Consider the following 23,166-nt stretch of genomic DNA (forward strand, 5'->3'; position numbering starts at 1 on the left):
TTTGCCGCACTCGACATGCGGTTACGGTAAACGGCGAAATGTCCGTCCGGGTACGGCACGTGGAGCCACACTTGCAACGCAATGCTGGGGCCACTACCTATGTTGCAGTGCAGCAAACTTCGTGTTACTGTATTGATGAAAAAGTAGGCAGCCGACCCGTCGGCGTGCCGCGGGCCATATGCGCATGGAGGACAGGGCATGGCGACGATGAAGACCCCGAATTTTGAAGTTCCCGAGCAGATGCGGGAGTTTGCCGAAACGAGCGTCGACAAGGCGCGTTCGGCGTTTGACGAGTTCATGGCTTCGGCCCAGAAGGCGGCGTCGACGGTCGAGGAATCGACCACCGCGATGCAGTCGGGCGCGGTCGACCTCAGCCGCAAGGCGATGAGCTTTGCCGAAGAAAACGTCGCGAACAGCTTCGATTTCGCTCAGAAGATGATCCGTGCCAGGGACCCGCAGGAAATCCTGCAGCTTCAGACCGAGTTTCTGCGCTCGCAGATGACGGCGCTCGGCGAACAGACCCGCGCGATGGGCGAGGCCGCCACCAAGACCGCCTCCGACGCCGCCAAGAGCGCGTCCGAAATGGTCAAGCCGAAGTAAGGCAGATACCGCGTTAAAGGCGGATGCCGACAGGCATTTAATTGAAGCCGGCCCTTTCTCGGGGGCCGGCTTTTTCCATTCTGGTCACGGCACGAGTTATTGTGCACCGCAAAAAAATGTTGCAATGCAAAAACCGCTGCGCTATATAGGAAGCAAGAGATTGGTAGCGCCCCGCACCACCCCTGAATGGGAGATATGACGATGGCTGAAGTGAAATCCGTTTCCGCGGCGAAGAGCAAGACGGCGAAGCCGGCGGCCCCCAAGGCCAAAGCCTCCAAGCCCTCCACCACAGAGGATGTGTTTGACATGTCGATGCCCGAAGTGCCCGCAATCATGCAGGAAATGGCCGAAAAGAGCGTCGCTCAGGCCAAGGATACCTACGAGAAGATCCGCGTTGCCGCCGAAGAGGCGACCGACCTGATGGAAGACAGCTACGAGTCGGCGCGCCAGACCACCATCGGCTTCAATCTGAAGGCGATCGACACGGTCAAGACGAACTCCGATGCAACCTTCGAATTCATGAAGGAACTGCTCGGCGCCAAGTCGCTCGCCGAAGCGATCGAGCTGCAGTCGTCCTTCGTGCGTGAGCAGTTCGATGTCTTCTCGGCCCAGGCCAAGGACATGCAGGACCTGGCCACCAAGGCGCTCGCCGAAGCCGGTGAGCCGATGAAGGACATGTTCGACAAGGCCATGAAGGACATGGCGCAGTTCAAGGTGGCGTAAGCCTCCCGAACGCCCGGCGCGGTTCATGCATTGCCGCGCCGAGCGAGACCTGATCCGGGACCTGGTGGTGTCGAGACCGGCGCCACCGGAACCGACCGGATAGTTCCTCCCAAGAACACCGAATGCCCGAGGCACCGCCTCGGGCATTTCGGTTTTGAAGGCCGAATTTGTCCGGGCGATTTTTCGCGGATCGGAGCTTTTCGTTCTCTGCCGTCGACCAGGGGCGGTGCGAAGGCCGCAGACACCGCAGAAAACTGCGCTTCTCCGGTCATGTACAAATTGCCGCAAGGTTTTGCGCAAGCCCTCTTGAAATGACCGCGATTTGTTCATAGTGTCCCGCCGATTACGGGACCTGTGCAGCTGTAGCTCAGTTGGTTAGAGCGCCGGATTGTGGATCCGGAGGTCGTTGGTTCGACCCCAACCAGCTGTACCATCCCGTAACGAGCACCCTTTCCGAACACGGTGACAGCTTCACCCCTGCGGGGACACCCGCGGGCGCGGCGGTGCGCGCGGCTATCGACTCATCCCATCAACTGGCCGCCATTCACTTCCAGCACCTGTCCGGTGATGTAGCCCGACAGTGCGCTTGCCGACAGGAACAGATAGGCGCCAACGCAGTCCTGAGGCGTTCCAAGTCGCTGCAGCGGAATCGCCTTTGCGGTCGCCGCGAGCTTCTCCTCGCTCGAATAGCGGCGATGGAAATCCGTCATGATCGTACCCGGCGAAACCGCGTTGACGCGGATTTTGTCCGGCGCCAGCTCGCGCGCCAGGCTGCGGGTGTAGGTCGACACGAAGGCTTTTGCCGCGCTGTAGATCGACGAGCCGGGGCTGCCGCCGGTCGTTGCCGAGATCGAGGTCGTGTTGACGATCGCGCCCTCGCCGCTTGCCTTCAGCAAGGGAATCGCCCGCGTCGATGCAAGCACCACGGATCGCGCGTTGAGATCGCTGACCCGGGCATAGTGTTCCGCCGTCATCGTCTCCGCCGGCACTCGGCCGAACATCGTGCCGGCATTGTTGATCAGCACATCGAGGCCGCCGAGCCGGTCCGCGGCCGTATCGATCAGCCGCGCGGGCCCGTCTTCGCCGATCAGATCTCCGGCCACGAGGCTCATCCGTTCCCGCGCGTCGACGTCGAGATCGGGAAACAGTTCTGCCACGTCGCCCCGCGCTTCGACCCCGACATGGACGAGGACACGCGCGCCGGTCTGCGCGAAGGCGGCAGCAACCGCATGACCGATCCCGCGTCCGCCACCGGTCACGAGAACGGATTTGCCGTCGAACAGGGTGGGCGAAAAGGGAAGATGCGTCGTCATGGAGGAGTCTTTCGATTTTCGATCAGGCGAAGCCGGCTCTGCCGAACGGGATCATATGCCTAACCTGCTCCAGTTCGCGGAAGAAAGCCAGTTCGGCACGTTGACGCGGCGGCATCATAGCGCTTTCGATTTTTCGTTTCCCATTGTAAATTGAAACCAGCCAGGGGAGGCCCGCATGGTACTTCAACGCCATAACGACATCATCGAGATCGCCCAGCGGGATGGCCGGGTGCTTGTCGATGATCTTGCCAGCCATTTTCGCGTCACGCCGCAAACCATCCGCAAGGATCTCAACGATCTGTGCGAACAGGGGCTGTTGCAGCGGACCCATGGCGGCGCGTTGATTGCCTCCAGCGTGCACAATGTCGGCTACAATGCCCGCCAGGTCATTGCTCGCGACGCCAAGAAGGCGATCGGCAAGCTGGCGGCAGAGCAGATCCCCAATGATTGCTCGCTGCTGATCAATATCGGCACCACCACGGAAGAGGTCGCCAAGGCCCTGCGCAAGCACCAGGGGTTGCTGGTCATCACCAACAACATCAATGTGGCCAATATCCTGCGGCCATATCCCTCGATCGAGGTGATCATCGCTTCCGGCGTCGTGCGCCATTCCGATGGCGGCATCGTCGGCGACGCTGCGGTCGAGTTCATCCGCCGCTTCAAGGTCGACTACGCGGTTATCGGCACCTCGGCGATCGACGCCGACGGGGCGCTGCTCGACTACGATTATCGCGAGGTCAGCGTGTCGCGCGCCATCGTCGAAAACGCCCGCCACGTCATCCTCGTTGCCGATTCGACCAAGTTCGACCGCACCGCGCCGGTGCGCATCGGCCACCTCTCCCATGTCCACACCTTCGTCACCGACCAGATTCGCGACGAACGGATTCGCATGATCTGCCGCACCGAGGACGTGGCGGCGATCGAGGCCGATGGCGATGGGGTTGTGTACGAACCAGAAATTTCGTAGCGGGCAAATAAAGGAAAGAACGAAAGTTCGAATTGACAGTTTTCGGCCTCAAAACTATCGTGAGCGCTCCATTCCGAAGGATTGTGCGCGGTAGAGAGGCGTCGAATGACGCGGTACGATTTGCTTATCGTCGGCGGCGGCGTGAACGGCTGCGGCATAGCGCGCGATGCCGCCGGGCGCGGCCTGAAGGTGCTTCTGTGCGAGGCCGACGATCTCGCCGGTGCGACCTCGTCCGCCTCAACGAAGCTGATCCACGGCGGGCTGCGCTATCTTGAATACTACGAGTTCGGCCTTGTCCGTAAGGCTTTGAAAGAGCGGGAAGTTCTTCTCGCGCTCGCGCCGCATATCATCTGGCCTCTGCGCTTCATCCTGCCGCATCATCGCGGCATGCGGCCGGCCTGGTTCCTGCGCCTCGGCCTGTTCCTGTACGATCATATCGGTGGCCGCAAGCGCCTGCCTCCAACGAAGACCCTGGACATGCGGACGCACCCGCTGGGCGGGCTGCTGAAGGATGGCTTCGACTACGGTTTCGAATATTCGGATTGCTGGGTCGACGACGCGCGTCTGGTTGTGCTCAACGCCGTGGATGCAGCCGAGCGCGGCGCCGACATTCGCGTCCGCACCGAATGCGTCAAGGCCGAGCGCACAGGCAGCGATTGGACGGCGACGCTGAAGAATCACCTGACCGGCGAGACCGAAACCGTCACCGCCCGTGCCCTGGTCAATGCGACCGGTCCCTGGGTGGCGCGTTTCCTTGAAAAGGCCGTCGGCGTCGAGCCGAAAAACCGCGTGCGCATGGTCAAGGGCAGCCACATCATCGTGCCGCGCTTCTTCGATCATGATCGAGCCTACATCCTGCAGACGACCGATGGGCGGATCGTCTTCGCCATTCCCTACGAGCAGGACTTCACGATGGTCGGCACCACCGACATCGATTATCACGGCGACCCCCGCGACGTGGCGATTTCCGACGACGAGATCGACTATCTCTGCGCGGCGGCGAGCGAGTATTTCCGCCATGATTTCCGTCGTGACGAGATCGTCCACACTTTTTCCGGCGTCCGCCCGCTCTATGATGACGGCGCCTCGGAGGCGAAGGCCGCGACCCGCGACTATGTCTTGAACGTCGACACCGGCGACGGCGCCGCGCCGCGCCTTGATGTCTATGGCGGCAAGATCACCACCTATCGCGTGCTCGCCGAGATGGTGCTGGAAAAACTCGGCGCGTTCCTGCCGTTCTCGCCGCGCGGCTGGACGGGCAAGGAGGCGCTGCCAGGCGGCGATTTCCCGATCGACGGCGTCGGTGCGCTAACCGAAAAACTCGCCGCCGACTATCCGTTCCTGTCCGACAAGATGGTTGCCCGTTTCGTCCGCACCTACGGCACGCGGACCTGGGACATGCTGGGCGATGCCGCGTCTTCCGACGATCTGGGCACCTGGTTCTGCGCCAGCCTCAGCGAGCGGGAAGTGAACTATCTCATCGACCACGAATGGGCGCGCAGCGCGGCCGATATCCTCTGGCGCCGCTCCAAGCTCGGCCTGCGCTGCAGCAGCGCGGATGTCGTCGCGCTTGAACAATTTGTCGCCGAACGGCTGAACGCCAGAGGCTGACGACAGATATTTCCGGCGCGCCCGCAACGTGCCTGCCGAAAGGCCATGCGCCGCGCCGCCACAGTGGTGACAACGCCGCGTCGCGGTGCTGTTATCGCGTCACGAGCGATTCAACGAGAACACCGTTCGGGAGGTCCCGCCATGTCATCCGCCATTCTTGCCATCGATCAGGGCACCACGTCGAGCCGGGCCATCGTTTTCGATGGCGACCAGCGCATCGTCGCGGTGGCGCAGGAGGAGTTCCCGCAGCATTTCCCGGCCTCGGGCTGGGTCGAGCACGACCCGGAAGATCTCTGGCGCACGACGCTCGCGACCTGCCGCGGCGCGCTGGAAAAAGCGGGTCTCAGGGCCGCCGACATCGCCGGCATCGGCATCACCAACCAGCGCGAGACCACCATCGTGTGGGATCGCGAGACCGGCTATCCGGTCCACAAGGCGATCGTCTGGCAGGACCGCCGCACGGCGGACCGTTGCGCCGCGCTGAAGCGCGAGGGCGCCGAGGCCGAGGTGGTCGCCAAGACCGGCCTGCTGCTCGACCCGTATTTCTCCGGCACCAAGGTCGCCTGGATTCTCGACAGCGTTCCCGGTGCGCGCGAACGCGCCGAGGCCGGCAAGCTCGCCTTCGGCACCGTCGATTGCTTCCTGCTGTGGCGGCTGACCGGCGGGCGGGTGCACGCGACCGACGCGACCAACGCCGCGCGCACGCTTCTGTTCAACATCCACACCAATGACTGGGACGACGATCTGCTGCGCATGCTGAACGTGCCGCGCGCGATCCTGCCCGATGTGCGCGATTGCGCCGCCGACTATGGCGTCACCGCGCCCGACCTGCTCGGTGGCTCCATACCTATCCTCGGCATTGCCGGCGACCAGCAGGCGGCGACCATCGGTCAGGCCTGCTTCGAACCGGGCATGATGAAGTCGACCTACGGTACCGGCTGCTTCGCCGTCCTTAACACCGGCGAGGAGGCGGTTACCTCGAAGAACCGGCTTCTGACCACGGTCGCCTACCGTCTCGACGGCCGCACGACCTACGCGCTCGAAGGCTCGATCTTCATCGCCGGCGCCGCCGTGCAGTGGCTGCGCGACGGGCTGCAGGTCATCACCTCGGCCTCCGAAACCGGTCCGCTGGCGGCTGAAAGCGACAGCGGCCAGCACGTCTATCTGGTGCCGGCCTTCGTCGGCCTCGGTGCGCCCTATTGGGATGCGGAGGCGCGCGGAGCCCTGTTCGGCATGACCCGCAACACCGGTCCGCGCGAACTCGCCCGCGCCGCGCTCGAAGCGGTCTGCTACCAGACCCACGATCTGCTGGAGGCCATGCGCGGCGACTGGCCGGCGGCGAGCGGTGCCGGCACCGTGCTGCGCGTCGATGGCGGCATGGCGGCGAGCGACTGGACCATGCAGCGCCTCTCCGACATTCTGAGCGCCCCGGTCGACCGTCCGACGGTGATGGAAACGACCGCGCTCGGCGCCGCCTGGCTCGCCGGCATGCGGGCGGGCGTCTGGCCGGATCGCCAAGGCTTCACCGAACGCTGGCAGCGCGACCGCCGCTTTGAGCCGGGCATGGCCGAGACCGAGCGGGCGGTGAAGATCGCCGGCTGGAAGGACGCGGTGCGCCGCACGCTGAGCGAGCACTGACCCGCTCAATTGGTGGCGTGCCGGTCTACAGCAGCGCGACGACGATCAGCGCTGCGGTGATGACCGCACCGGCGACCGGCACCGCGATCGGAACGTGGAACGTCGCGCGCTCCGTCCCTTCGCGACGTTTGATCAGGATCAGCGCGCCGTTGACGATCAGAAAGATCGTCAGCGCCAGCACCGACGTTCCCGCCGCCAGCTTCTCGATCGGAAGCGCTACAGCAAGCGCCGTCGCAATCACCGTGACCAGCACCGTCGCGCGCAACGGCGTGCGGGTGCGCGGATTGACACTCGACAGCCAGGCGGGGATCCAGCCGCGCCGCGCGATCCCGTAAAGCACCCGCGAGGCCATGACGATCTGGACGAGAATGCCGTTGACGCCGGCCGCGACCGCAATCGACGAAATGACGACGGCCGGCACGAGGCCCGAGGCTTCGGCGACGGCGGCGAGCGGGGCGGGGGCCTTGGCCAGCACGTCGGGGGGAATGACGGTCACCGCGATGGCCGCCACCGACAGATAGATCAGCGTGGCGAAGAACAGCGTCAGAAGGATCGCACGCGGCACGGTCTTCTGCGGTTCGTGAACTTCCTCGATGACATTGACCATGTCCTCGAAGCCGATGAAGGCGAAGAACGCGATCACGGCACCGGCGGCAATCGGCATCGGCGCGGTCGAAAAGGCAGCGCTCATCGTGTCGCCGAGTTTGGCCAGAATGTCGGGATCGGCGATCACCGCGCCAGCGGCAATCAAGATCAGCCCGCCCGCCTCGACGATGGTCATGAGGCCGGCGAAGGCGACGGATTCGGCAATCCCGCGAACGGCAACCGCACCAAGCAGGACGACGATGACGATCACCGCAAGTGCGGGCGGGATGGGCACCAGCGTTGCCAGATAACGCGCCGCGCCGATGGCAACGGCGGCTGCCGAAATGACACCCGCCGCGGCAACCGCGAGGCCGATCAGCGTTCCCATCAGCGGCGATCGGTAGCCGGCTTCGGTATAGGCGGCTTCGCCGGCGCTTTCGGGATAGCGGGTCGCCAGTTCGGAAAAGGAAAGCGCGGTAAGACCCGCTGCCGCGGCCGCTGCCACGAAGGAGAGCGGCGCGCCATAGCCGGCAAGCGCTGCAACCTCGCCGATCAGCACATAGATGCCCGCGCCGATGGTGACGCCGAGGCCGTACAGCACCAGCATGGTGAGCGAGATCGAGCGCTTCAGTTCGGTCATCTCGGACCTCCGTGCTGCTCACTCCCCGATGTGGTCATTCCGCCCCGGCAATGCCATGCGACATATGGGAAAATCGCAGGCCAGCGTGCTCAGAACCGGTAGCCGTGATGGTCGAGGAACGACTTCAGCGCCATCGGGAACGGCACGGTCGCGCGCATGTTTTCCGCGCATTCGCCGAACAGCCCGGTGTCCTTGCAGACCTCGAAGCCGTCATCCTTGCCCGGCTTGTAGGCCTTCTGCATCGCCTGCCAGGCTTCGACTCCTTCGCCGATCATCGATTTCGCCGCGATCCAGCCGGCAAAGAAGCCCGGCTGGAACTTGCCATCGTCCTGTCGCCAGCCTTCAAGTGCCTTCGCCCATTGCTTCAGCTTTGGCTGGAAGCGCGGCTCGCGCGACACGTCGACGATCTTGCCGGCCTGTACCGACAGGATCTTCACCGGCGCGGCGCTGCAGGCGTAGCAGTCGAAGGCATAGAGAAAATTCTGATCGGCGGCGACGAATTCGGCCCGGCCGTCGCCATCGGCGTCTTCCATGTAGTTGCCGCCGCCGTCCCATTCGCCCATGTCGACCGAGTTCCAGCCGCCGGCCCTGTCGGCGGTGGCGATGACCACCTTGGTGCAGCAATGTGCGCCGCCGGAATAGCTCGAGAACACCACCTCGGGCAGGTCGTTCGCCGCGTCGACTTCGATGACCTCCGCAACGCCCTGAACCCACTCGCCCGCCGAGACGCCTTCGGCTTCCAGAACCTTCTTGGAATCGACGAAGACATGCAGCACCGGGACGGTTTCCTCGTAGCCTTCCACGGTGCGTTTTTCGGTCCTGAGCGCCGCGGTGATGCGCCCTGACGTCACCATCGCCTGACGGTGCTGGTCGTCGAGCGTTGCGGTCGGATAGGCGGGCTTTTCCTCGGCAAGGGCGGCAAAGGGCGCGATCAGGATGACGGCGATGGCCGTGGCGGCCCGGAACAGATGGCGGTGCATGGCATCCTCGTCTTACGCGGCAACCGATACCGGCCACTCCGGCGGCAATGTCGGCGCAGTCAATAATGTCCGCGCCGCCGAAAGCAGCCCGGATTACATCGCGCGTACCATATGCGATTTTCGGATCCGAAACACGTCTTCGCGACCGGAGCGTAGCGGGTCTCGCTGAACGACTACGCTGAGCCGGGTGCAAGAAGCGAACCCAAGGCCGCGCGAGCGCTCTCGGCCGTGTCCGCGGACGAGCCCGAAGCGTCGATTTCCGCCCAGTCGAGTGCGCCGATATCGTAGCCGAGCTGCTGGCGGACGACGATGACGCCGGCATCCGACGCGTCGCCGGTGCGGCCGCCGACGCGCTCTTCGAGCACGCCTGCCGGCGCGGTGAGCCAAAGGCCGGCAAAGGGCGCCTCGACGGCTCCGGCAATACGGGCAACCGCGATCCGCTCTTCCGGATCGGCGAAGACGGCATCGATAATCACCGACTGGCCGGCGGCGAGCGCGGTACGCGCCTGGATCATCAGCCGGTGATAGACCTCGTCGGAGATTTCCCGTGCATAGGCCTCGGCCGGCAGGGGATCGGTCTCGGCAACGCCGAACAGCGCCTTGCGCTCAACGTCGGTTCGAAGCACCACCGCGCCCGGCGCACGCCCGAGATCGGGGGCAATCGCCATGGCGAGCGTCGACTTTCCGGTCCCCGACAAGCCGCCGATGGCAATCAGTGCCGGAGCCGTCGGTTCGACGCATTTCTCGGCGGTGGTGAAATAGCGCAGCGCGTCGGCGATCACCGCTTTGCGTTCGGCATCGCCGGCAAAGGGCAGGCGGGCGGCGGTGACCTTGGCACGGATCGCGGCCCGGATCGCCATGAAGAAGGCGAGTGCGGCAATACCTTCGAGATGGTCGGCCTGATGGGTGAGGGCGAGGTAACGCACCATCAGCCGGTTGGCAGCCGCGCGGTCGCCCCGTTCCCACAGATCCATGATGAGGAAACCTAGATCGTAGAGCACGTCGCCGGTGGCGATTCCGTCGTCGAACTCGATGGCGTCGAACAGGACCGGCGCGCCCTCGTCGAGCACGATGTTGCGCAGATGCGCGTCGCCATGACAGAGCCGGATATGGTTCATCCGCCCGCGCTGGGTGAGCAGCGGGGTGAGCCGGGAGAGCGTTTCGCGGCATTGCTCGGTCAGCGCATGCACCCGCTCGAACGGAAACAGGTCGGGCCATTCGAGGAAGGCGGTCTGGTTCTGCTCGATATAGGTGGCGAGATCGGCAATCCAGGATTCCGCCTCGCGCGGGCCGGCGGCCTCGTGGGCACTGGCCATCATCGCAGCGAGCGCATCGATCATCGCGGCGTCGAACGGGCCGTTGCCGGCGATCCGGTCGAGCGTTTGCGCGGGGTCGAAGCGGCGCATGCGCACGGCGTACTCGATTGTCTCGCCGGCGCCATCGAGTTCCAGACGGCCGTCCGCTTCACGGGTGATTGCGACGACGCCCTGATAGATCGACGGGGCGTTCGGCCTGTTGCGCTCGATCTCGCGTTCGCACAGCTCCCGGCGGTGATCGAGATCGCCGAAATCGAGATAGGGGAAGCGCACCGCGCGCTTGACCTTGTAGGCAAGCGGCCCGGCAAGGAAGACGGCGGAGATTGCCGTGTCGACGCGTATGACGGCTTCATCGATGCCGTGGGTCGCCGGGTCGGCAAGAAAGCCGAACGTCGCATCCTGGTCGGCGACGATATGCGATGGGGCCGGATCGCCCTGCGGCGCGGCCGCACCCGTCCACTCTGTCGTCATGGCGGGGCCTCCTCACGTGACGTCTGGCCGGGACGGTCTGCGTCTCCGGTGGCCGACGGGCCTGCGTAACATCCCGCACCTTCGCACAAGACTATGAAATCAGGTAGCGTTGCGGTAAGGCGTTGATCAAGGTCAATGATCGGCGGGCCTTTTGTGCCACGCTTGATCGTTCGACAAAAAATCGAGGAACGCCGAACAAGAGGATACGACCATGCCAAAGACGGGGCTTAAAAAAGTAAGACTGAATCTTGCGCGGACAAAAGAGTTTCCGGGCGGTTCCAGCCGTCATGGCTATGAATTTACCGCGCCTCTGGACGATGCCGGGCACATTGACCCGACGGCCTGGAAGAAGGTTCGCGATCAATGCCGTGTTCGCCGCTTCTGGGCCGGCGAGGAAGAGGACATCGGCCATCTCGTACATCGCCCCGGCGGCAGCTGGGCGTTCCGCTACGATATCGATGGCGATGAAGACGACGAGGCCGGCTACAAGTTCGGCGAGCACCCGTTCCATCCCGGCGAATACGTTTCGATTCGCGATGAAGACGGCGACCTGCACACGTTCCAAGTGGTGACCGTCACCGAACTCTGATTCCAAAACCCGGTGTCCCTCGGGTTCTGATTGCGCAGCCCGGTGTTCGATGAGGACGCCGGGTTTCGTGTTTCTGCGGTCGGGCGTTGGCGTGCGTTGAACACGTTTCCTTCGCGCACAAAAACCGATAGGGGTTTTCGACAGGCGGAAGGCTCCGCCAAACCCGAATTGCAGTCAGAGTGAGCATCATGGCCGAGACGAGGAAAACCGGCGGCGAACTGGTCGTCGCGATGTTGGAGCGCAACGGAGTCGACCGGGTGTTCTGCGTGCCCGGCGAAAGCTATCTCGCCGTGCTCGACGCGCTGCACGACAGCGATATCGAACTCACCCTGTGCCGTCAGGAAGGCGGCACCGCGATGATGGCGGAGGCCGACGGCAAGCTGACCGGCCGGCCCGGCATTTGCTTCGTCACCCGCGGTCCCGGCGCCACCAATGCGGCCGCCGGCGTGCACGTCGCCAAGCAGGACTCGACGCCGATGATCCTGTTCGTCGGCCAGATTGGCCGCGATCACCGCGAGCGCGAAGCCTTCCAGGAAGTCGACTACCGGCAGATGTTCGGTCCGCTTGCCAAATGGGTGACCGAAATCGACAGCGCCGAACGGGTGCCCGAAATCATCGCCCGCGCCTTCACCGTCGCCATGTCGGGCCGGCCGGGACCGGTGGTGATCGCGCTGCCCGAGGACATGCTACGCGAAACCGCCGAGGTGCCGCTGCCGGCCCCTTCGGTCGTCGTTGAAGCCTCGCCGGGCGCCACCCAGATGGCCGATCTCGGCGAGCGTCTTGCCGCTGCCCGCGCGCCGATCGTCATTCTCGGCGGCAGCCGCTGGAACGAGGAGGCGCGCGCCGCCGTCACCCGCTTTGCCGAACGCTTCGACCTGCCGGTGACCTGCTCCTTCCGCCGCCAGATGCTGTTCGACCACGACCATCCGAACTATGCCGGCGATGTTGGCATCGGCATCAACCCGAAGCTCGCCGCGCGCATCCGCGACGCCGATCTGGTGCTGCTGCTCGGCGGCCGCATGTCGGAAATGCCGAGCCAGAGCTATACGCTGTTCGATATTCCCACGCCGCGCCAGCAGCTCGTGCATGTCCATGCCGATGCCGGCGAACTCGGCCGCGTCTACCAGCCGGCGCTGGCGATCAATGCCTCGCCGGTGCAGTTCGCCGCCGCGCTCGACGATCTGGCGCCCGCCGCGCCGCCGTCATGGGGGGAGGCGACCCGCGCCGCCCGCGCCGATTTCGAGGCCTGGTCGACGCCGCCGGCGAACAATCCGGGCGACGTTCATATGGGACCGATAGTCAGCGCGCTGCGCGCCCGGCTCGACGACGAGACGCTGATAGCCAACGGCGCCGGCAACTACGCCACCTGGGTGCATCGTTTCTGGCGCTTCCGCCGGTTCAATACCCAGCTTGCTCCGACCTCGGGCTCGATGGGCTACGGCCTGCCGGGCGCAATTGCCGGCAAGCTGCGCTTTCCCGAGCGCAATGTCGTGGCCTTCATCGGCGACGGCTGCTTCCAGATGACCTGCCAGGAATTCGGCACGGCGGTGCAGGCGGGCGCGGCCATCGTAGTCGTCCTCGTCGACAACGGCATCTACGGCACGATCCGCATGCATCAGGAGAAGAATTATCCGGCCCGCGTCATCGCCACCGATCTGGTGAATCCGGACTTCGCCGCCTGGGCGCGCTCCTATGGCGGTCATGGCGAGACGGTAACGAAGACGGACGAGTTCATGCCGGCCTTCGAGCGCGCGGTGGCAAGCGGCAAGCCGGCCATCCTGCATGTTCGCCTCGCACCCGAAGCGATCACGCCGACAGCGACCCTGACCGGCCTGCGCAAGGCGGCACTCGCCGAAAAAGGATGAGTCTCTTATCCGGACAATAAAAAACGCAGCCCGAAAGGCCGCGTTTTCTTTGTTTTCAGTTTGGTCGGCGCCGTTGTTGGCGGCTCATTTCAAGTCCATTGCAAATGGAGCTTGAAATTCCGTTCGTGTATTTCTCCCGGCTTCCAGCCGAAAGAGAAATTCACGAGCATCCGCAGGACGGGCGCATCGCGCCCTTGTGCTGCGAAATTAATGCGCCATCAGCACCGGCACGGTCATCGAGCGCAGGAAGGTGCGCGTCGCGCCGCCGAGGATGAATTCGCGCATCCGGCTGTGCCCGTAGCCGCCCATCACGACCAGATCCATCGAATGATCGGCCACGTAGTTGAGCAGCGCGTCGCCGACGCCGGTCGGCGGGGCCGGGATCCGTTCGATCTCGACCTGCAGGCCGTGGCGGGCGAGGTAGAGCGCGATATCCGCGCCGGCTTCGCCTTCCGGCTTCTTGCCGTTTTCGACGATGACCACGGTCACGCTCTTGGCGAGCTCGAGCATCGGCAAGGCGGCATGAACCGCGCGGCTTGCCGTCCGTGATCCGTCCCATGCCACCATCGCCTTGCGGTCCACGAAGGACGGCTTGGAGACATACGGCACGAGCAGGATCGGCACGCCCGAATCGAACAGCGTCGCTTCGATCAGCGCTTCGCGCAACGGCTGCGGATGGTCCGGATCCTCCTGGCCGATGACCACGAGGTCGGTCAGCCGGGTGCGGGCGAGCAGGCCGCCCCATGCGCCGTCACCGACGGAAACGATCGCTGTTTCGCCGTTGACGCCGCCAACACGCAGCTCTTCCTCGAACTGCTTCGCGCCGGCTTCCGCCTGTTCGCGCGCCTGCCGGATCGAGGCTTCGAGATAGTCGCCCGGTATCGGCGCGGTGACATAGCCCGGAACCACCGGTTCCACCATCGGAGCAAGGCCGGTGAGGTGCGCTCCCACGAAGCGGGAGATCTCAACGGCAATCTTCGGGGCAGGTCCTTCTGTCTTCAGGTCAAGAACGACCACAATGTCCTTAATAGCCATGATCGGCCCTCCTCTCGTATCATCGGAATGATGATCCGACGAAAAGCATATGAGAACCTTGATTAAACGCAAGAATACCCTGCCAACATGGCGATTTTCCGGCTGTCGGCGGGGCTTTCGCGGACACTGGTTACCGGCGCGCTGAGACGCGCCCTCGCGAATCAGGAAAAGTGTTGCACGATGCAACGCTTCGTTGACATCTCAGACACAAACTTCGCCGGATGCGGGTGGCATCGCAGCGCTTCACGCGGCGCGCGCGGTGCTCAGATTGTCGAGCGACATCGCGATGTGCTCGGCGAGCTTGATGTGCACCGGATGGGTCGCCGTGTGGCCCTTGATCAGCGCAATGTTGGTATGCGCGAGACGCGGGACGCCTTCCGCCGGTCCAAGCACCCGGAGATCGCCGTTGAGTGCGCTTTCCGGCAGGACGCCGACCGCAAGCCCGGCGGTGATCGCGCCGATCATGGCCGTAGCGCTGCCACTGACGAAGGCGATGCGGTAGGCGCGTCCATGGTCTTCGAGCGCCTGAATAGCCGCCCGGCGCCAGCAGCAGGTCGTCGGCCCGACCGCAAGCGGCAGCGGGTCGAGCAGATGCGTCATGTGCGTGTCGGACCCGAGGAAGAACAGCGGCTCGCTGCGGATGATCTGCGCGCGGTCGCCGAAGTCCCTGACCACGTCGCCATGGGTGACGATGCCGAGGTCGAGATCACCCGCCTTCACCCGCCGGTTCACCTCGTTGCTCGACTGGCAGGTCATCGAGATTTCGAGGTTCGGATGGGTGCGCGCAAAGCCCGCGAAAATCCGCGGCAGCAGGCGCGGCGCGTAGTCGTCGGGGATGCCGATACGCACGAAGGTACGTTCCGTCTCGTCGGAAAAGGCGGTCAGCGTTTCCGCGTTGAGGGCGAGCATCCGCCGCGCATAGTTGAGCAGGCGCTGGCCGTTGTCGGTCAGCCGCGACTGGCGGCCCTCACGCGCGAAGAGCGGCTTGCCGACGTTCTCTTCGAGCTTCTTCATCTGCAGGCTGACCGCCGATTGCGTCCGGTTGACCCGGTCGGCGGCCTGCGTGAACGAGCCGGCATCCGCAATCGCGACGAAGCTGGCCAATTGATCGATATCGAGCGCGCGCATTGATGTTGTCCCATGAGCTTTTCTTATGGGTTAGATTAAAAACATTCGTTGGAATTATCAATAGCTGTCGCAGATACTGCATTCATCGACGCGGCGCACTTGTCGCCGGTAGGGAGCGAACGGCCCCATCCGGCAGCGCCGCAAGGACCACGGCTTCTGAAATCGGCTCACGACGGGCTGGCCCGCAGTGTTTTGCGGGAACGGGGAAGGCGTGTCTTCTTGAGGAGGTTGGACGATGAATATCGGTCTTCACGATACCCGCAACGACAGCCGGCGGATCTGGAACTCCCAGCGGATCGGCTACGCCTTTGTCGCCGCGGCAGGCACCGTGGCTCAGTTCGCGTCGAACTGGTGGAACCGTCGCAAGCTGCGCGCCCTCTACGAGTTCAGCCCGCACGAACTCGCCGACATCGGCATCACCCGGCAGGATCTCGACGCGGCCTATTACGGCCCGGCCGAGATGAGCCCGGGCGCGATCCTGCGGCGGCGGGCGAACGACCGGCGCACCGCCGAACGCGATGCCCTGCGGGCACTGAACAAGCTCGGGCACTAGTTCAAGGCACGTTGCCGCATCCCGTTCTGGACGGCTGCGGGATGCCGCGGCAAACCTGACTGAAATGACGCGGCCCGTTCCCGGCGCTTCTCCTTCTCACCAATCGCCGAGGACGGACTGCACCACCGCAAGGGCTGCAACTGCTGCCGTATCCGCTCTCAGGATACGCGGCCCAAGCGGAATGGCGGAGACGAACGGCTGGGCACGCAACACCAGCCGTTCGTCTTTCGAAAACCCGCCTTCGGGACCGATCAGCACCGCCAGCGGCCCGCGCGGCAGCTCGGCAAGGATCGGGATCGGGTTCATCTCGTCGTCGCGCTCGTCGCAGAACAGTAGGCGCCGCCCCGGCTCTCGCCCCGGCCATTTCTCGATCAGATCGGCAAGCGCCGCTGGCTCGCGCACTTGCGGGATCGCGAGGATGCCGCATTGCTCGGCCGCCTCGATCGCGTTCGACTGCATGCGCTCGGTGTTCACCCGGCCCGCCTGTGTGTGCTGAGTCATCACCGGCTGCAGCACGCCGGCGCCCATCTCCACCGCCTTCTGCACCATGTAGTCGAGCCGCGCATGCTTCAGCGGCGCGAACAGATAGTGCAGGTCGGAGGGCGGCGTCTGCTCGCGCGTCTGCTCGACCATGGCGACGACGCAGTGCTTGCGGCTCATTTCTTCGAGCCGCGCGAGCCACTCGCCGTCGCGCCCGTTGAACATCAGCAACTCGCTGCCCTCGCTCATGCGCAGCACGTTGCCGAGATAGTTCGCCTGGCCCTTGTCGAGCTCGATGCGGGCGCCCGCATTGAGCGTCTGGCGCACGAAAAGCCGCTGCATGCGGAAAGCGTAGCGAGGCATTTATCCTGTCCCCGAAAGTCTGCCGGCCAGTCGGTGCGGATCGCCGGTGCTGACCGTGTTGCCTGTTCTTGACCTTGTGTCGGCCGTTATGCCTCCTTGTGCGTCGAAAAGGAGACCAAGGCGTGACCGATTCTGTATCGAACATAGCCGAATATAGCGTTTCGGAAGTGTCGTTCGCCGTCAAACGGACGGTGGAAGACGCCTTTGGCTATGTGCGCGTGCGCGGCGAGATTTCCGGCTATCGCGGCCCGCACTCGTCGGGCCACGCCTATTTCGCGCTAAAGGACGAGAAGGCCCGCATCGAGGCTGTCATCTGGCGTGGGGTTTTCTCCAAACTCGCCTTCAAGCCGGAAGAGGGCATGGAGGTGGTCGCGAGCGGCAAGATCACCACCTATCCCGGCTCGTCGAAATACCAGATCGTCATCGACCAGTTGGAGCCGGCCGGCGTTGGCGCGCTGATGGCGCTCGTCGAGGAGCGCCGCCGCAAACTCGCCGCCGAAGGTCTGTTCGACGACGCGCGCAAGCAATTGCTGCCCTATCTGCCGCGCGTCATCGGCGTCGTGACCTCGCCGACCGGCGCCGTCATCCGCGATATCCTGCATCGTCTGGCCGATCGGTTCCCGGTCCACGTGCTGGTGTGGCCGGTGCGGGTGCAGGGCGAAACCTGCGGGCCGGAAGTGGCGACGGCCATCCGCGGCTTCAATGCGATCGAACCCGGCGGGCCGATCCCGCGTCCCGATCTGCTGATCGTCGCGCGCGGTGGCGGCAGTCTCGAGGATCTGTGGGGCTTCAACGACGAGGTGGTGGTGCGCGCCGCCGCCGACTCGATGATCCCGCTGATTTCCGCAGTCGGCCACGAGACCGACTGGACGCTGATCGACCACGCGGCCGATCTGCGTGCGCCGACCCCGACCGGCGCGGCGGAAATGGCGGTGCCGGTGCGCTCCGAACTGCTCGCGACCATCGAGGATCTGTCGCGCCGCCACGCAGGCGCAATGGCTCGCCTGATGGAAGCCCGTCACCGCGATCTCCGCTCACTCGCCCGCGCGTTGCCGAAGCCCGACGACGTGGTTGCCGTGCCGCGCCAGCGTTTCGATGCGGCAGCGGGACGGCTTTCCCGCGCGCTCGGCGCCAACACGCAAGCACACACGACCCGATTTGTCCGCACCGGCGGCCGCCTTTCGCCGCGCCTTGTCGAGCGCCTCGTCGAGCGCCTTCGCCAAAAGCACGACCGCGCCGGCGAGCGCGCCGGTCAGGCCTATCATTTGTTCCTCACCGCAAAGCGCCGGCAGATGGATCGCACCGCGCTACGCCTCCAGCCGCGTCTGGTCGACCACCGCGTGACCCGCTCCGCCGACCGGGTGGAGAGTGCCTCGCGGCGTATGGAGCAGGGCATGCGGCTGCGGCTCGAACGCGCCCGCCAGCGCTTCGATGCGACCGCAAAGCTGATGGAGACGCTCTCCTACAAGAACGTGCTGAAACGCGGCTTCGCGCTGGTGCGCGACGACGCGGGCAAGCCGGTGCGTGCCGCCGCCGGCGTCGCATCGGGTTCGGCGCTCGAGATCGAATTCGCTGATGGCCGTCTCGATGTGGTCGCTGCGGGCGGCAGCAAACCGCCGAGCGGCGAACCATCAGCCGCGAAGCCGCCAAGCTCGAAGTCGTCGGCGAGGAAACCGGCAGCGCCAAAGAAAACCAAACCCGAGCAGGGCAGTCTGTTCTAAGCTGTCCGAAATCGGAACGAACCGGCCGAAGCGGGGACGGCACCCGCCGCGCCGAAATGGAGGAACGCCCATGGACCTCGCCTTGAGCGAAGAGCAAAGCCTGATCCGTGACACTGCGCGTCGGCTGGCCGCGGACAGGCTGGCGCCGCTTGCCGAAACGCTGGACGAGGGCGGCGGGCGCGAGGAACTCCTCGCCAATCTCAAGCTGCTCGCCGACAACGGCTTCATGGGCCTCAATGTCAGCGCCGACTACGGCGGCACCGAAGCCGGCAGCATCGCCTTTGCACTCGCCATCGAGGAAACCGGCCGCGCCTGCGCAGCGACCGGTGTGACGTTGTCGGTCACCAACATGGTCGGCGAGGTCATCCAGGCGGTTGGGTCGGACGAGCAGAAGGAAACCTATCTGCCGCGCCTGTGCGACGGCACCTATCCGGCCGGCGGCTTCTGCCTGACCGAATCCGGTGCCGGTTCCGATCCGTCCGGCATGAAGACCCGCGCCGTCATGGACGGCAACGAATGGGTGCTGAACGGCTCCAAGCTTTATATTTCCTCGGCCGAATATGCCGGCGTGTTTGTCGTCTGGGCGGTCACCGACCCGGAGGCGAAGAAGGGCAAGGGTATCTCCTGCTTCCTCGTCGAGGCCGGCACGCCGGGCATGACCATCGGCAAGGCCGAAAAGAAGATGGGCCAGACCGGCTCGGCGACCAACGAGGTCATCTTCGACAATTGCCGCATCCCGGCATCCGCGCTGATGGGTGAAGTGAATGACGGCTTCCGCATCGCCGTGGCTGAGCTGGCCGGCGGCCGCATCGGCGTTGCTTCGCTTGCGCTCGGCATTGCCCTCGCGGCGATGGAAGCGGCCAAGGCTTATGTGTTGGAGCGCCAGCAGTTCGGCCGCGCGATTGCCGATATGCAGGGTATACAGTGGATGATCGCCGACCGGGAAACCGAGCTCGAAGCGGCGCGGCTGCTGATCCTGCAGGCCGCCTGGCTGAAGGAAAATGGCAGGCCCTTCGCCAAGGCCGCTTCGATGGCCAAGCTCTATTCGTCGGAGGCCGCTCAGCGTGCCACCTACACCGCGCTGCAGCTCCATGGCGGCGCCGGCTATATCCGCGACTACCCGCTGGAACGCCACGCCCGCGACGCCCGCATCACCACGATCTACGAAGGCACCAGCGAGATACAGCGCCTGATCATCGCCCGCGAGGTGCTCAAGGAGGTCGGGTCGGACGGCTAGGGTGAGGCGGCACAGCAGACCGTCTCCGCGCCGGCTCCTGGGGCGGGTAGGGTTAAGTTGCTGTTAGGCTTGTTTTCCTTTTTGCGACCATTTGCTTAGCCGTTTACCGGCTGTCCAGAGTGCCGCTGTATTTTAGGGCTCCCTAATTCTCGGTTTCGGCATCTGGAGCCCGCCCATGGCCAGGACCTTGGCTTCCCTCTCCAAGCACCATGCGCATCTGCGAGCGCTTGCCGCCGATGATCGCGGCAATATCGCCCTGATCTTCGCGCTGCTCCTGCTACCGGTCCTGCTCGCAATCGGCGGAGCCGTCGATTTCGTGCGCACCATCGAAACGCGCGGCGCGATACAGAGCAGCGCGGAACTGGCGGCACTGGCGGCTGCGACGCCGGAAGCGCTGTTGCTCTCCGAAAACAAACGCCGCGAACGCGCCGAGAAAGCCTTTGCCGCGCATATGGAGGGCAGGGGCCTTGATGATCCGCGCGTCACGGATGCGCGCTTCACGGCCGATACCGTCGCCGTCGATGCGACGGCTTACGTTCCGACCAGCTTTCTCAAGCTGATCGGTATGGACCAGATCGAGATCTCGGCTGAGGTCGAGGTAACGATCCCGGAAACCCGTGTCGGTGAAATGGTGTTCGTGTTCGACTTCCATACCCCGGCTCACAAACACATGAAGGACGGTCTGGCCGACCTCATCGGGCGGCTGACCAACCAGGGCGCCGACGATACGGCGCGGATCGGCCTCGTACCCTTCGGCGATGTGGTCTATGCCGGGCTTTCTCCGGCCTATCGGCGACCCGAGGCCGTCGATGCAGCAACCGGCAAGCCGACAGGTGAGTCGGCCGCAGGCGCGGCGAATGTCTGCCTGCTCGATCGGCCGCTATCGGCAGCACTCTCCGACCAGCTTCCGGCTCAGGCGAACCCCGACACTCTGTGGCCGGCGATCCTGCCCGACAGCGGCAATGGTTCGAATGTCTGCCGCCATTTCGAGCGGGCGAACGCGAGCTTGCGTCCTCTGTCGTCGCAGCACCGCGAGACCATGGCCGCCGTCAGGGATATCGGCGCGATGGTCGATACATGGTCGAGCGAGGCCCGCCTCGCCAACGCGCTGGCCCTTGGCTGGGCGGTCCTGTCGCCGACGGCGGCCTATGAAGAGGGTACCCGATATGGCGACCCGAAGACGCCCAAGACCATGGTGGTGATCGCGACCGCGACGCCGGGTGAGAACAACCCGGATCAGTCGGTGGTCAACAAGCACAGCGAAAGCGTCGGGGGCGACGATGTCGCCTATCGCAATGCCGCTCGCATCTGCGACGCCATGAAGGCGCGCGGGGTCAGGATCGTCACGGCGATCTGGGATGTGAACGGCAAGAGCTTCGATCTCGGCGAGGAGAAGTTCGTCAATCTGCAGCACTGCGCCTCGGAGGACGATGATTTCGTCGTCCTGAGCCGGGCGAACGATGTGCGCGGCCGGCGGATCTACGACGCGGTCGTTGCGCTCGAGCCGCTCCTGCGCCGCAAACACATCGTCTTCGTCAGCCGCTGACGTTGGCCCAGGCGAGCGCCGCCGCAACGGTGAACACCGCGAGGATGGTCGAGATGAGGATCGCCGCCGACGAACGCCGCGGCAGCACGTCGTAGGCCTGCGCGATCACGAACACGTTGCCGGCAATCGGCATCGACGCCACGACGACGCCGATGGCGAGCGCGGTCGACGGCACGCCGGCAAGGGTGAGGCCGGCAAAGACCGCAAGCGGATGCGCGACCAGTTTCAGCAGCGTCATGATGCCGATAGCCGTGATGTCGCCCTCGATGCGCCGTCCCGACAGCGAGACGCCAAGCGAGAACAGCGCCGCCGGCCCCGCCGCTGCGCCAAGGAAGGCCAGAAATCGGTCGAGCGGGCCGGGCAGGCCGAAGCCCGCCGCCGAGACAGCCAAGCCGAGCGCAATCGCGACGAGGAATGGGTTGGCGACGACGCCGATGGCGATCTGCCGGATCGCCGCGCGATGGCTTTCCGCGCCCCGGCTTGCTTCGAGTAGCGCGATCGACAGCGGGATCATGACGACGAGGTCGATGACCAGCGCCTGCGCGACCGGGCCGGCGCCGGCCTCCCCGAACGCCGCGATGATCAGCGGCAGGGCGAGGAAGCCGATATTGCCCACCGAGGCGGCCTGGCCGAAGATCGCCATCTCGCCAAGCGGGCTCGAAAACACCAGCCGGGCGAGAAGGGCTGCAGCGGCAAAGATCACCAGCCCGGCAAGGCCCCAGCCGAGAAAGAAGGCGGGATCGATCAGCGTGCCGATGGGCTGCTGGCCGAGCGCGCGCACCACCAGCGCCGGCATGGCGAAATAGAAAATGAAGATGTTGAGGCTCTTCACGCCCGCCGTGTCGATCATGCCGCGCCGTCCGGCGACGAGGCCAAGTCCGACGACGGCAAAGAACGGCAGGGTGAGGGTCAGAATGAGATCCAAGGAAAACTCCGCGGGCGGCTGGTGGGTACCTCACCCATATCGCGGCAGACGGTGCACCGCCACCCTCTCGCACCAACCGCAGAGCTGCGCCATTGCCCGCCGCAGGCCTCCCGGTTTAGCGTTGCCATTCCGACCCTTTGAGGACCCGCCGCCAAATGCCCGCAAGCCTGACCACCATCGGCTTCGATGCCGACGATACGCTTTGGCAGAACGAACAGTTCTTCCGCATCACGGAGGAACGCTTCGCCCATCTGGTGGCGCCGCACACCAATATCGACGATATCCAGGACCGGCTGCTCGAGGCGGAGAAGCGCAACCTCAGCCGCTACGGCTTCGGCATCAAGGGGTTCACCCTCTCGATGATCGAGACCGCGATCGAGATCACCGAAGGCGAGGTTCCGACCGCCGTCATCGGCGAGATCTTGCATATGGGCCGCGAGATGCTCGCCCATCCGGTTCACACCCTGCCGCATGCCGCCGAGACGCTCGAGTCCCTCGCCGGCGAGTTCCGTCTCGTCCTCATCACCAAGGGCGATTTGTTCGATCAGGAGCGCAAACTCGCCCAGTCGGGCCTTGGCGATCTGTTCGACGCCATCGAAATCGTCAGCGACAAGACCACCGACACCTATGAGCGCATCTTCGCCCGCCACGGCGACGGACCCGCGCGGTCGATGATGGTCGGCAACTCGCTGAAATCGGACGTTATCCCCGCCATCGAGGCCGGCAGCTGGGGCGTCTATGTTCCGCACGATCTGACCTGGGTCGTCGAGCATGCCGAAGAGCCGGAAGGCGCGGCGCGCTTCCGCAGGCTCGTTCATCTTGGCGAATTACCGGCCCTGATCGCGGGTCTGACAGGATGAATGCACTCAGCGCACGGAGC

General features: G+C 64.8%; 20 protein-coding genes and 1 tRNA gene. 13 read left to right on the forward strand and 8 right to left on the reverse strand.

All coding sequences use genetic code 11. From position 1 onward, the window contains the following. Window positions 1–198: 198 nt before the first annotated feature. The 3 genes from C0606_15360 (at window position 199) to C0606_15370 (ending at window position 1,756) form a co-directional block, all read left to right on the forward strand. Window positions 199–600, forward strand: a complete 402-nt coding sequence (locus C0606_15360) for a phasin (protein ID PLX36096.1) — start codon at window positions 199–201, stop codon at window positions 598–600. Between the two features lie 186 nt (window positions 601–786). Continuing rightward, on the forward strand, window positions 787–1,323 hold the full coding sequence (locus tag C0606_15365) for a phasin (protein ID PLX36097.1): 537 nt from the start codon (window positions 787–789) through the stop codon (window positions 1,321–1,323). Window positions 1,324–1,679: 356 nt separating this feature from the next. Beyond that, window positions 1,680–1,756 (forward strand) — tRNA-His (locus tag C0606_15370). Window positions 1,757–1,844: 88 nt separating this feature from the next. Here C0606_15370 and C0606_15375 read toward each other — a convergent pair. Next, window positions 1,845–2,636, reverse strand: a complete 792-nt coding sequence (locus C0606_15375) for an oxidoreductase (protein PLX36098.1) — start codon at window positions 2,634–2,636, stop codon at window positions 1,845–1,847. A 175-nt stretch (window positions 2,637–2,811) separates the two neighbouring features. On the opposite strand from C0606_15375, the gene C0606_15380 reads away from it, so the two are divergent. From C0606_15380 to glpK, 3 genes are all read left to right on the forward strand, one after another. After that, window positions 2,812–3,603, forward strand: a complete 792-nt coding sequence (locus C0606_15380) for a DeoR family transcriptional regulator (protein ID PLX36099.1) — start codon at window positions 2,812–2,814, stop codon at window positions 3,601–3,603. Window positions 3,604–3,708: 105 nt separating this feature from the next. Then, complete coding sequence (locus C0606_15385) at window positions 3,709–5,214, forward strand: glycerol-3-phosphate dehydrogenase (protein PLX36100.1); 1,506 nt, start codon at window positions 3,709–3,711, stop codon at window positions 5,212–5,214. A gap of 141 nt (window positions 5,215–5,355) precedes the next feature. Next, window positions 5,356–6,852, forward strand: coding sequence for a glycerol kinase (glpK, locus tag C0606_15390; protein ID PLX36101.1), 1,497 nt, complete (start codon window positions 5,356–5,358; stop codon window positions 6,850–6,852). 25 nt (window positions 6,853–6,877) lie between these two features. Here the strand turns inward: glpK and C0606_15395 are convergent, their stop codons facing one another. From C0606_15395 to C0606_15405, 3 genes are all read right to left on the reverse strand, one after another. Continuing rightward, window positions 6,878–8,077 carry an amino acid permease gene (locus C0606_15395; GenBank protein ID PLX36102.1) on the reverse strand — a complete coding sequence of 400 codons (1,200 nt, stop codon included), beginning with the start codon at window positions 8,075–8,077 and terminating at the stop codon, window positions 6,878–6,880. A gap of 89 nt (window positions 8,078–8,166) precedes the next feature. Continuing rightward, window positions 8,167–9,057: a hypothetical protein gene (locus tag C0606_15400; GenBank protein ID PLX36103.1), complete on the reverse strand. Its 891-nt coding sequence runs from the start codon at window positions 9,055–9,057 to the stop codon at window positions 8,167–8,169. Window positions 9,058–9,230: 173 nt separating this feature from the next. Beyond that, the gene (locus tag C0606_15405) at window positions 9,231–10,844 is read right to left on the reverse strand and encodes an aminoglycoside phosphotransferase (GenBank protein ID PLX36104.1); all 1,614 of its coding nucleotides are present in this window, start codon (window positions 10,842–10,844) and stop codon (window positions 9,231–9,233) included. A gap of 211 nt (window positions 10,845–11,055) precedes the next feature. On the opposite strand from C0606_15405, the gene C0606_15410 reads away from it, so the two are divergent. Continuing rightward, window positions 11,056–11,433, forward strand: coding sequence for a hypothetical protein (locus C0606_15410; protein ID PLX36105.1), 378 nt, complete (start codon window positions 11,056–11,058; stop codon window positions 11,431–11,433). Between the two features lie 188 nt (window positions 11,434–11,621). Next, window positions 11,622–13,298 carry a thiamine pyrophosphate-binding protein gene (locus C0606_15415; GenBank protein PLX36106.1) on the forward strand — a complete coding sequence of 559 codons (1,677 nt, stop codon included), beginning with the start codon at window positions 11,622–11,624 and terminating at the stop codon, window positions 13,296–13,298. Between the two features lie 207 nt (window positions 13,299–13,505). On the opposite strand, the gene C0606_15420 is transcribed toward C0606_15415, so the two are convergent. Continuing rightward, complete coding sequence (locus tag C0606_15420; protein PLX36107.1) at window positions 13,506–14,333, reverse strand: universal stress protein UspA; 828 nt, start codon at window positions 14,331–14,333, stop codon at window positions 13,506–13,508. Window positions 14,334–14,576: 243 nt separating this feature from the next. After that, a complete protein-coding gene (locus C0606_15425; protein PLX36108.1) occupies window positions 14,577–15,461 on the reverse strand; it encodes a transcriptional regulator in 885 nt (294 codons plus the stop codon). Window positions 15,462–15,696: 235 nt separating this feature from the next. On the opposite strand from C0606_15425, the gene C0606_15430 reads away from it, so the two are divergent. Beyond that, window positions 15,697–16,014, forward strand: coding sequence for a hypothetical protein (locus C0606_15430; GenBank protein PLX36109.1), 318 nt, complete (start codon window positions 15,697–15,699; stop codon window positions 16,012–16,014). Between the two features lie 96 nt (window positions 16,015–16,110). On the opposite strand, the gene C0606_15435 is transcribed toward C0606_15430, so the two are convergent. Beyond that, complete coding sequence (locus C0606_15435; protein PLX36110.1) at window positions 16,111–16,857, reverse strand: 16S rRNA (uracil(1498)-N(3))-methyltransferase; 747 nt, start codon at window positions 16,855–16,857, stop codon at window positions 16,111–16,113. Between the two features lie 122 nt (window positions 16,858–16,979). Between C0606_15435 and C0606_15440 the strand changes: the two genes are divergently transcribed. The 3 genes from C0606_15440 to C0606_15450 all read left to right on the forward strand — a co-directional run bounded on the left by C0606_15440 (window position 16,980) and on the right by C0606_15450 (window position 21,361). Then, complete coding sequence (locus C0606_15440) at window positions 16,980–18,578, forward strand: exodeoxyribonuclease VII large subunit (GenBank protein PLX36111.1); 1,599 nt, start codon at window positions 16,980–16,982, stop codon at window positions 18,576–18,578. 70 nt (window positions 18,579–18,648) lie between these two features. Beyond that, window positions 18,649–19,815, forward strand: a complete 1,167-nt coding sequence (locus C0606_15445) for an acyl-CoA dehydrogenase (GenBank protein PLX36112.1) — start codon at window positions 18,649–18,651, stop codon at window positions 19,813–19,815. 175 nt (window positions 19,816–19,990) lie between these two features. Next, window positions 19,991–21,361, forward strand: a complete 1,371-nt coding sequence (locus C0606_15450) for a hypothetical protein (protein ID PLX36113.1) — start codon at window positions 19,991–19,993, stop codon at window positions 21,359–21,361. Here the strand turns inward: C0606_15450 and C0606_15455 are convergent. Continuing rightward, window positions 21,351–22,286 carry a malate transporter gene (locus C0606_15455; protein ID PLX36114.1) on the reverse strand — a complete coding sequence of 312 codons (936 nt, stop codon included), beginning with the start codon at window positions 22,284–22,286 and terminating at the stop codon, window positions 21,351–21,353. The two genes, C0606_15450 and C0606_15455, sit on opposite strands and share 11 nt — an antisense overlap. A gap of 155 nt (window positions 22,287–22,441) precedes the next feature. Here C0606_15455 and C0606_15460 point away from each other — a divergent pair, with 155 nt between their 5' ends. Then, window positions 22,442–23,146, forward strand: coding sequence for an HAD family hydrolase (locus C0606_15460; GenBank protein ID PLX36115.1), 705 nt, complete (start codon window positions 22,442–22,444; stop codon window positions 23,144–23,146). Window positions 23,147–23,166 lie beyond the last annotated feature (20 nt).

The organism is Hyphomicrobiales bacterium (assembly GCA_002869065.1).
In the GTDB taxonomy this organism is placed as follows: Bacteria; Pseudomonadota; Alphaproteobacteria; order Rhizobiales; family Rhodobiaceae; genus Rhodobium.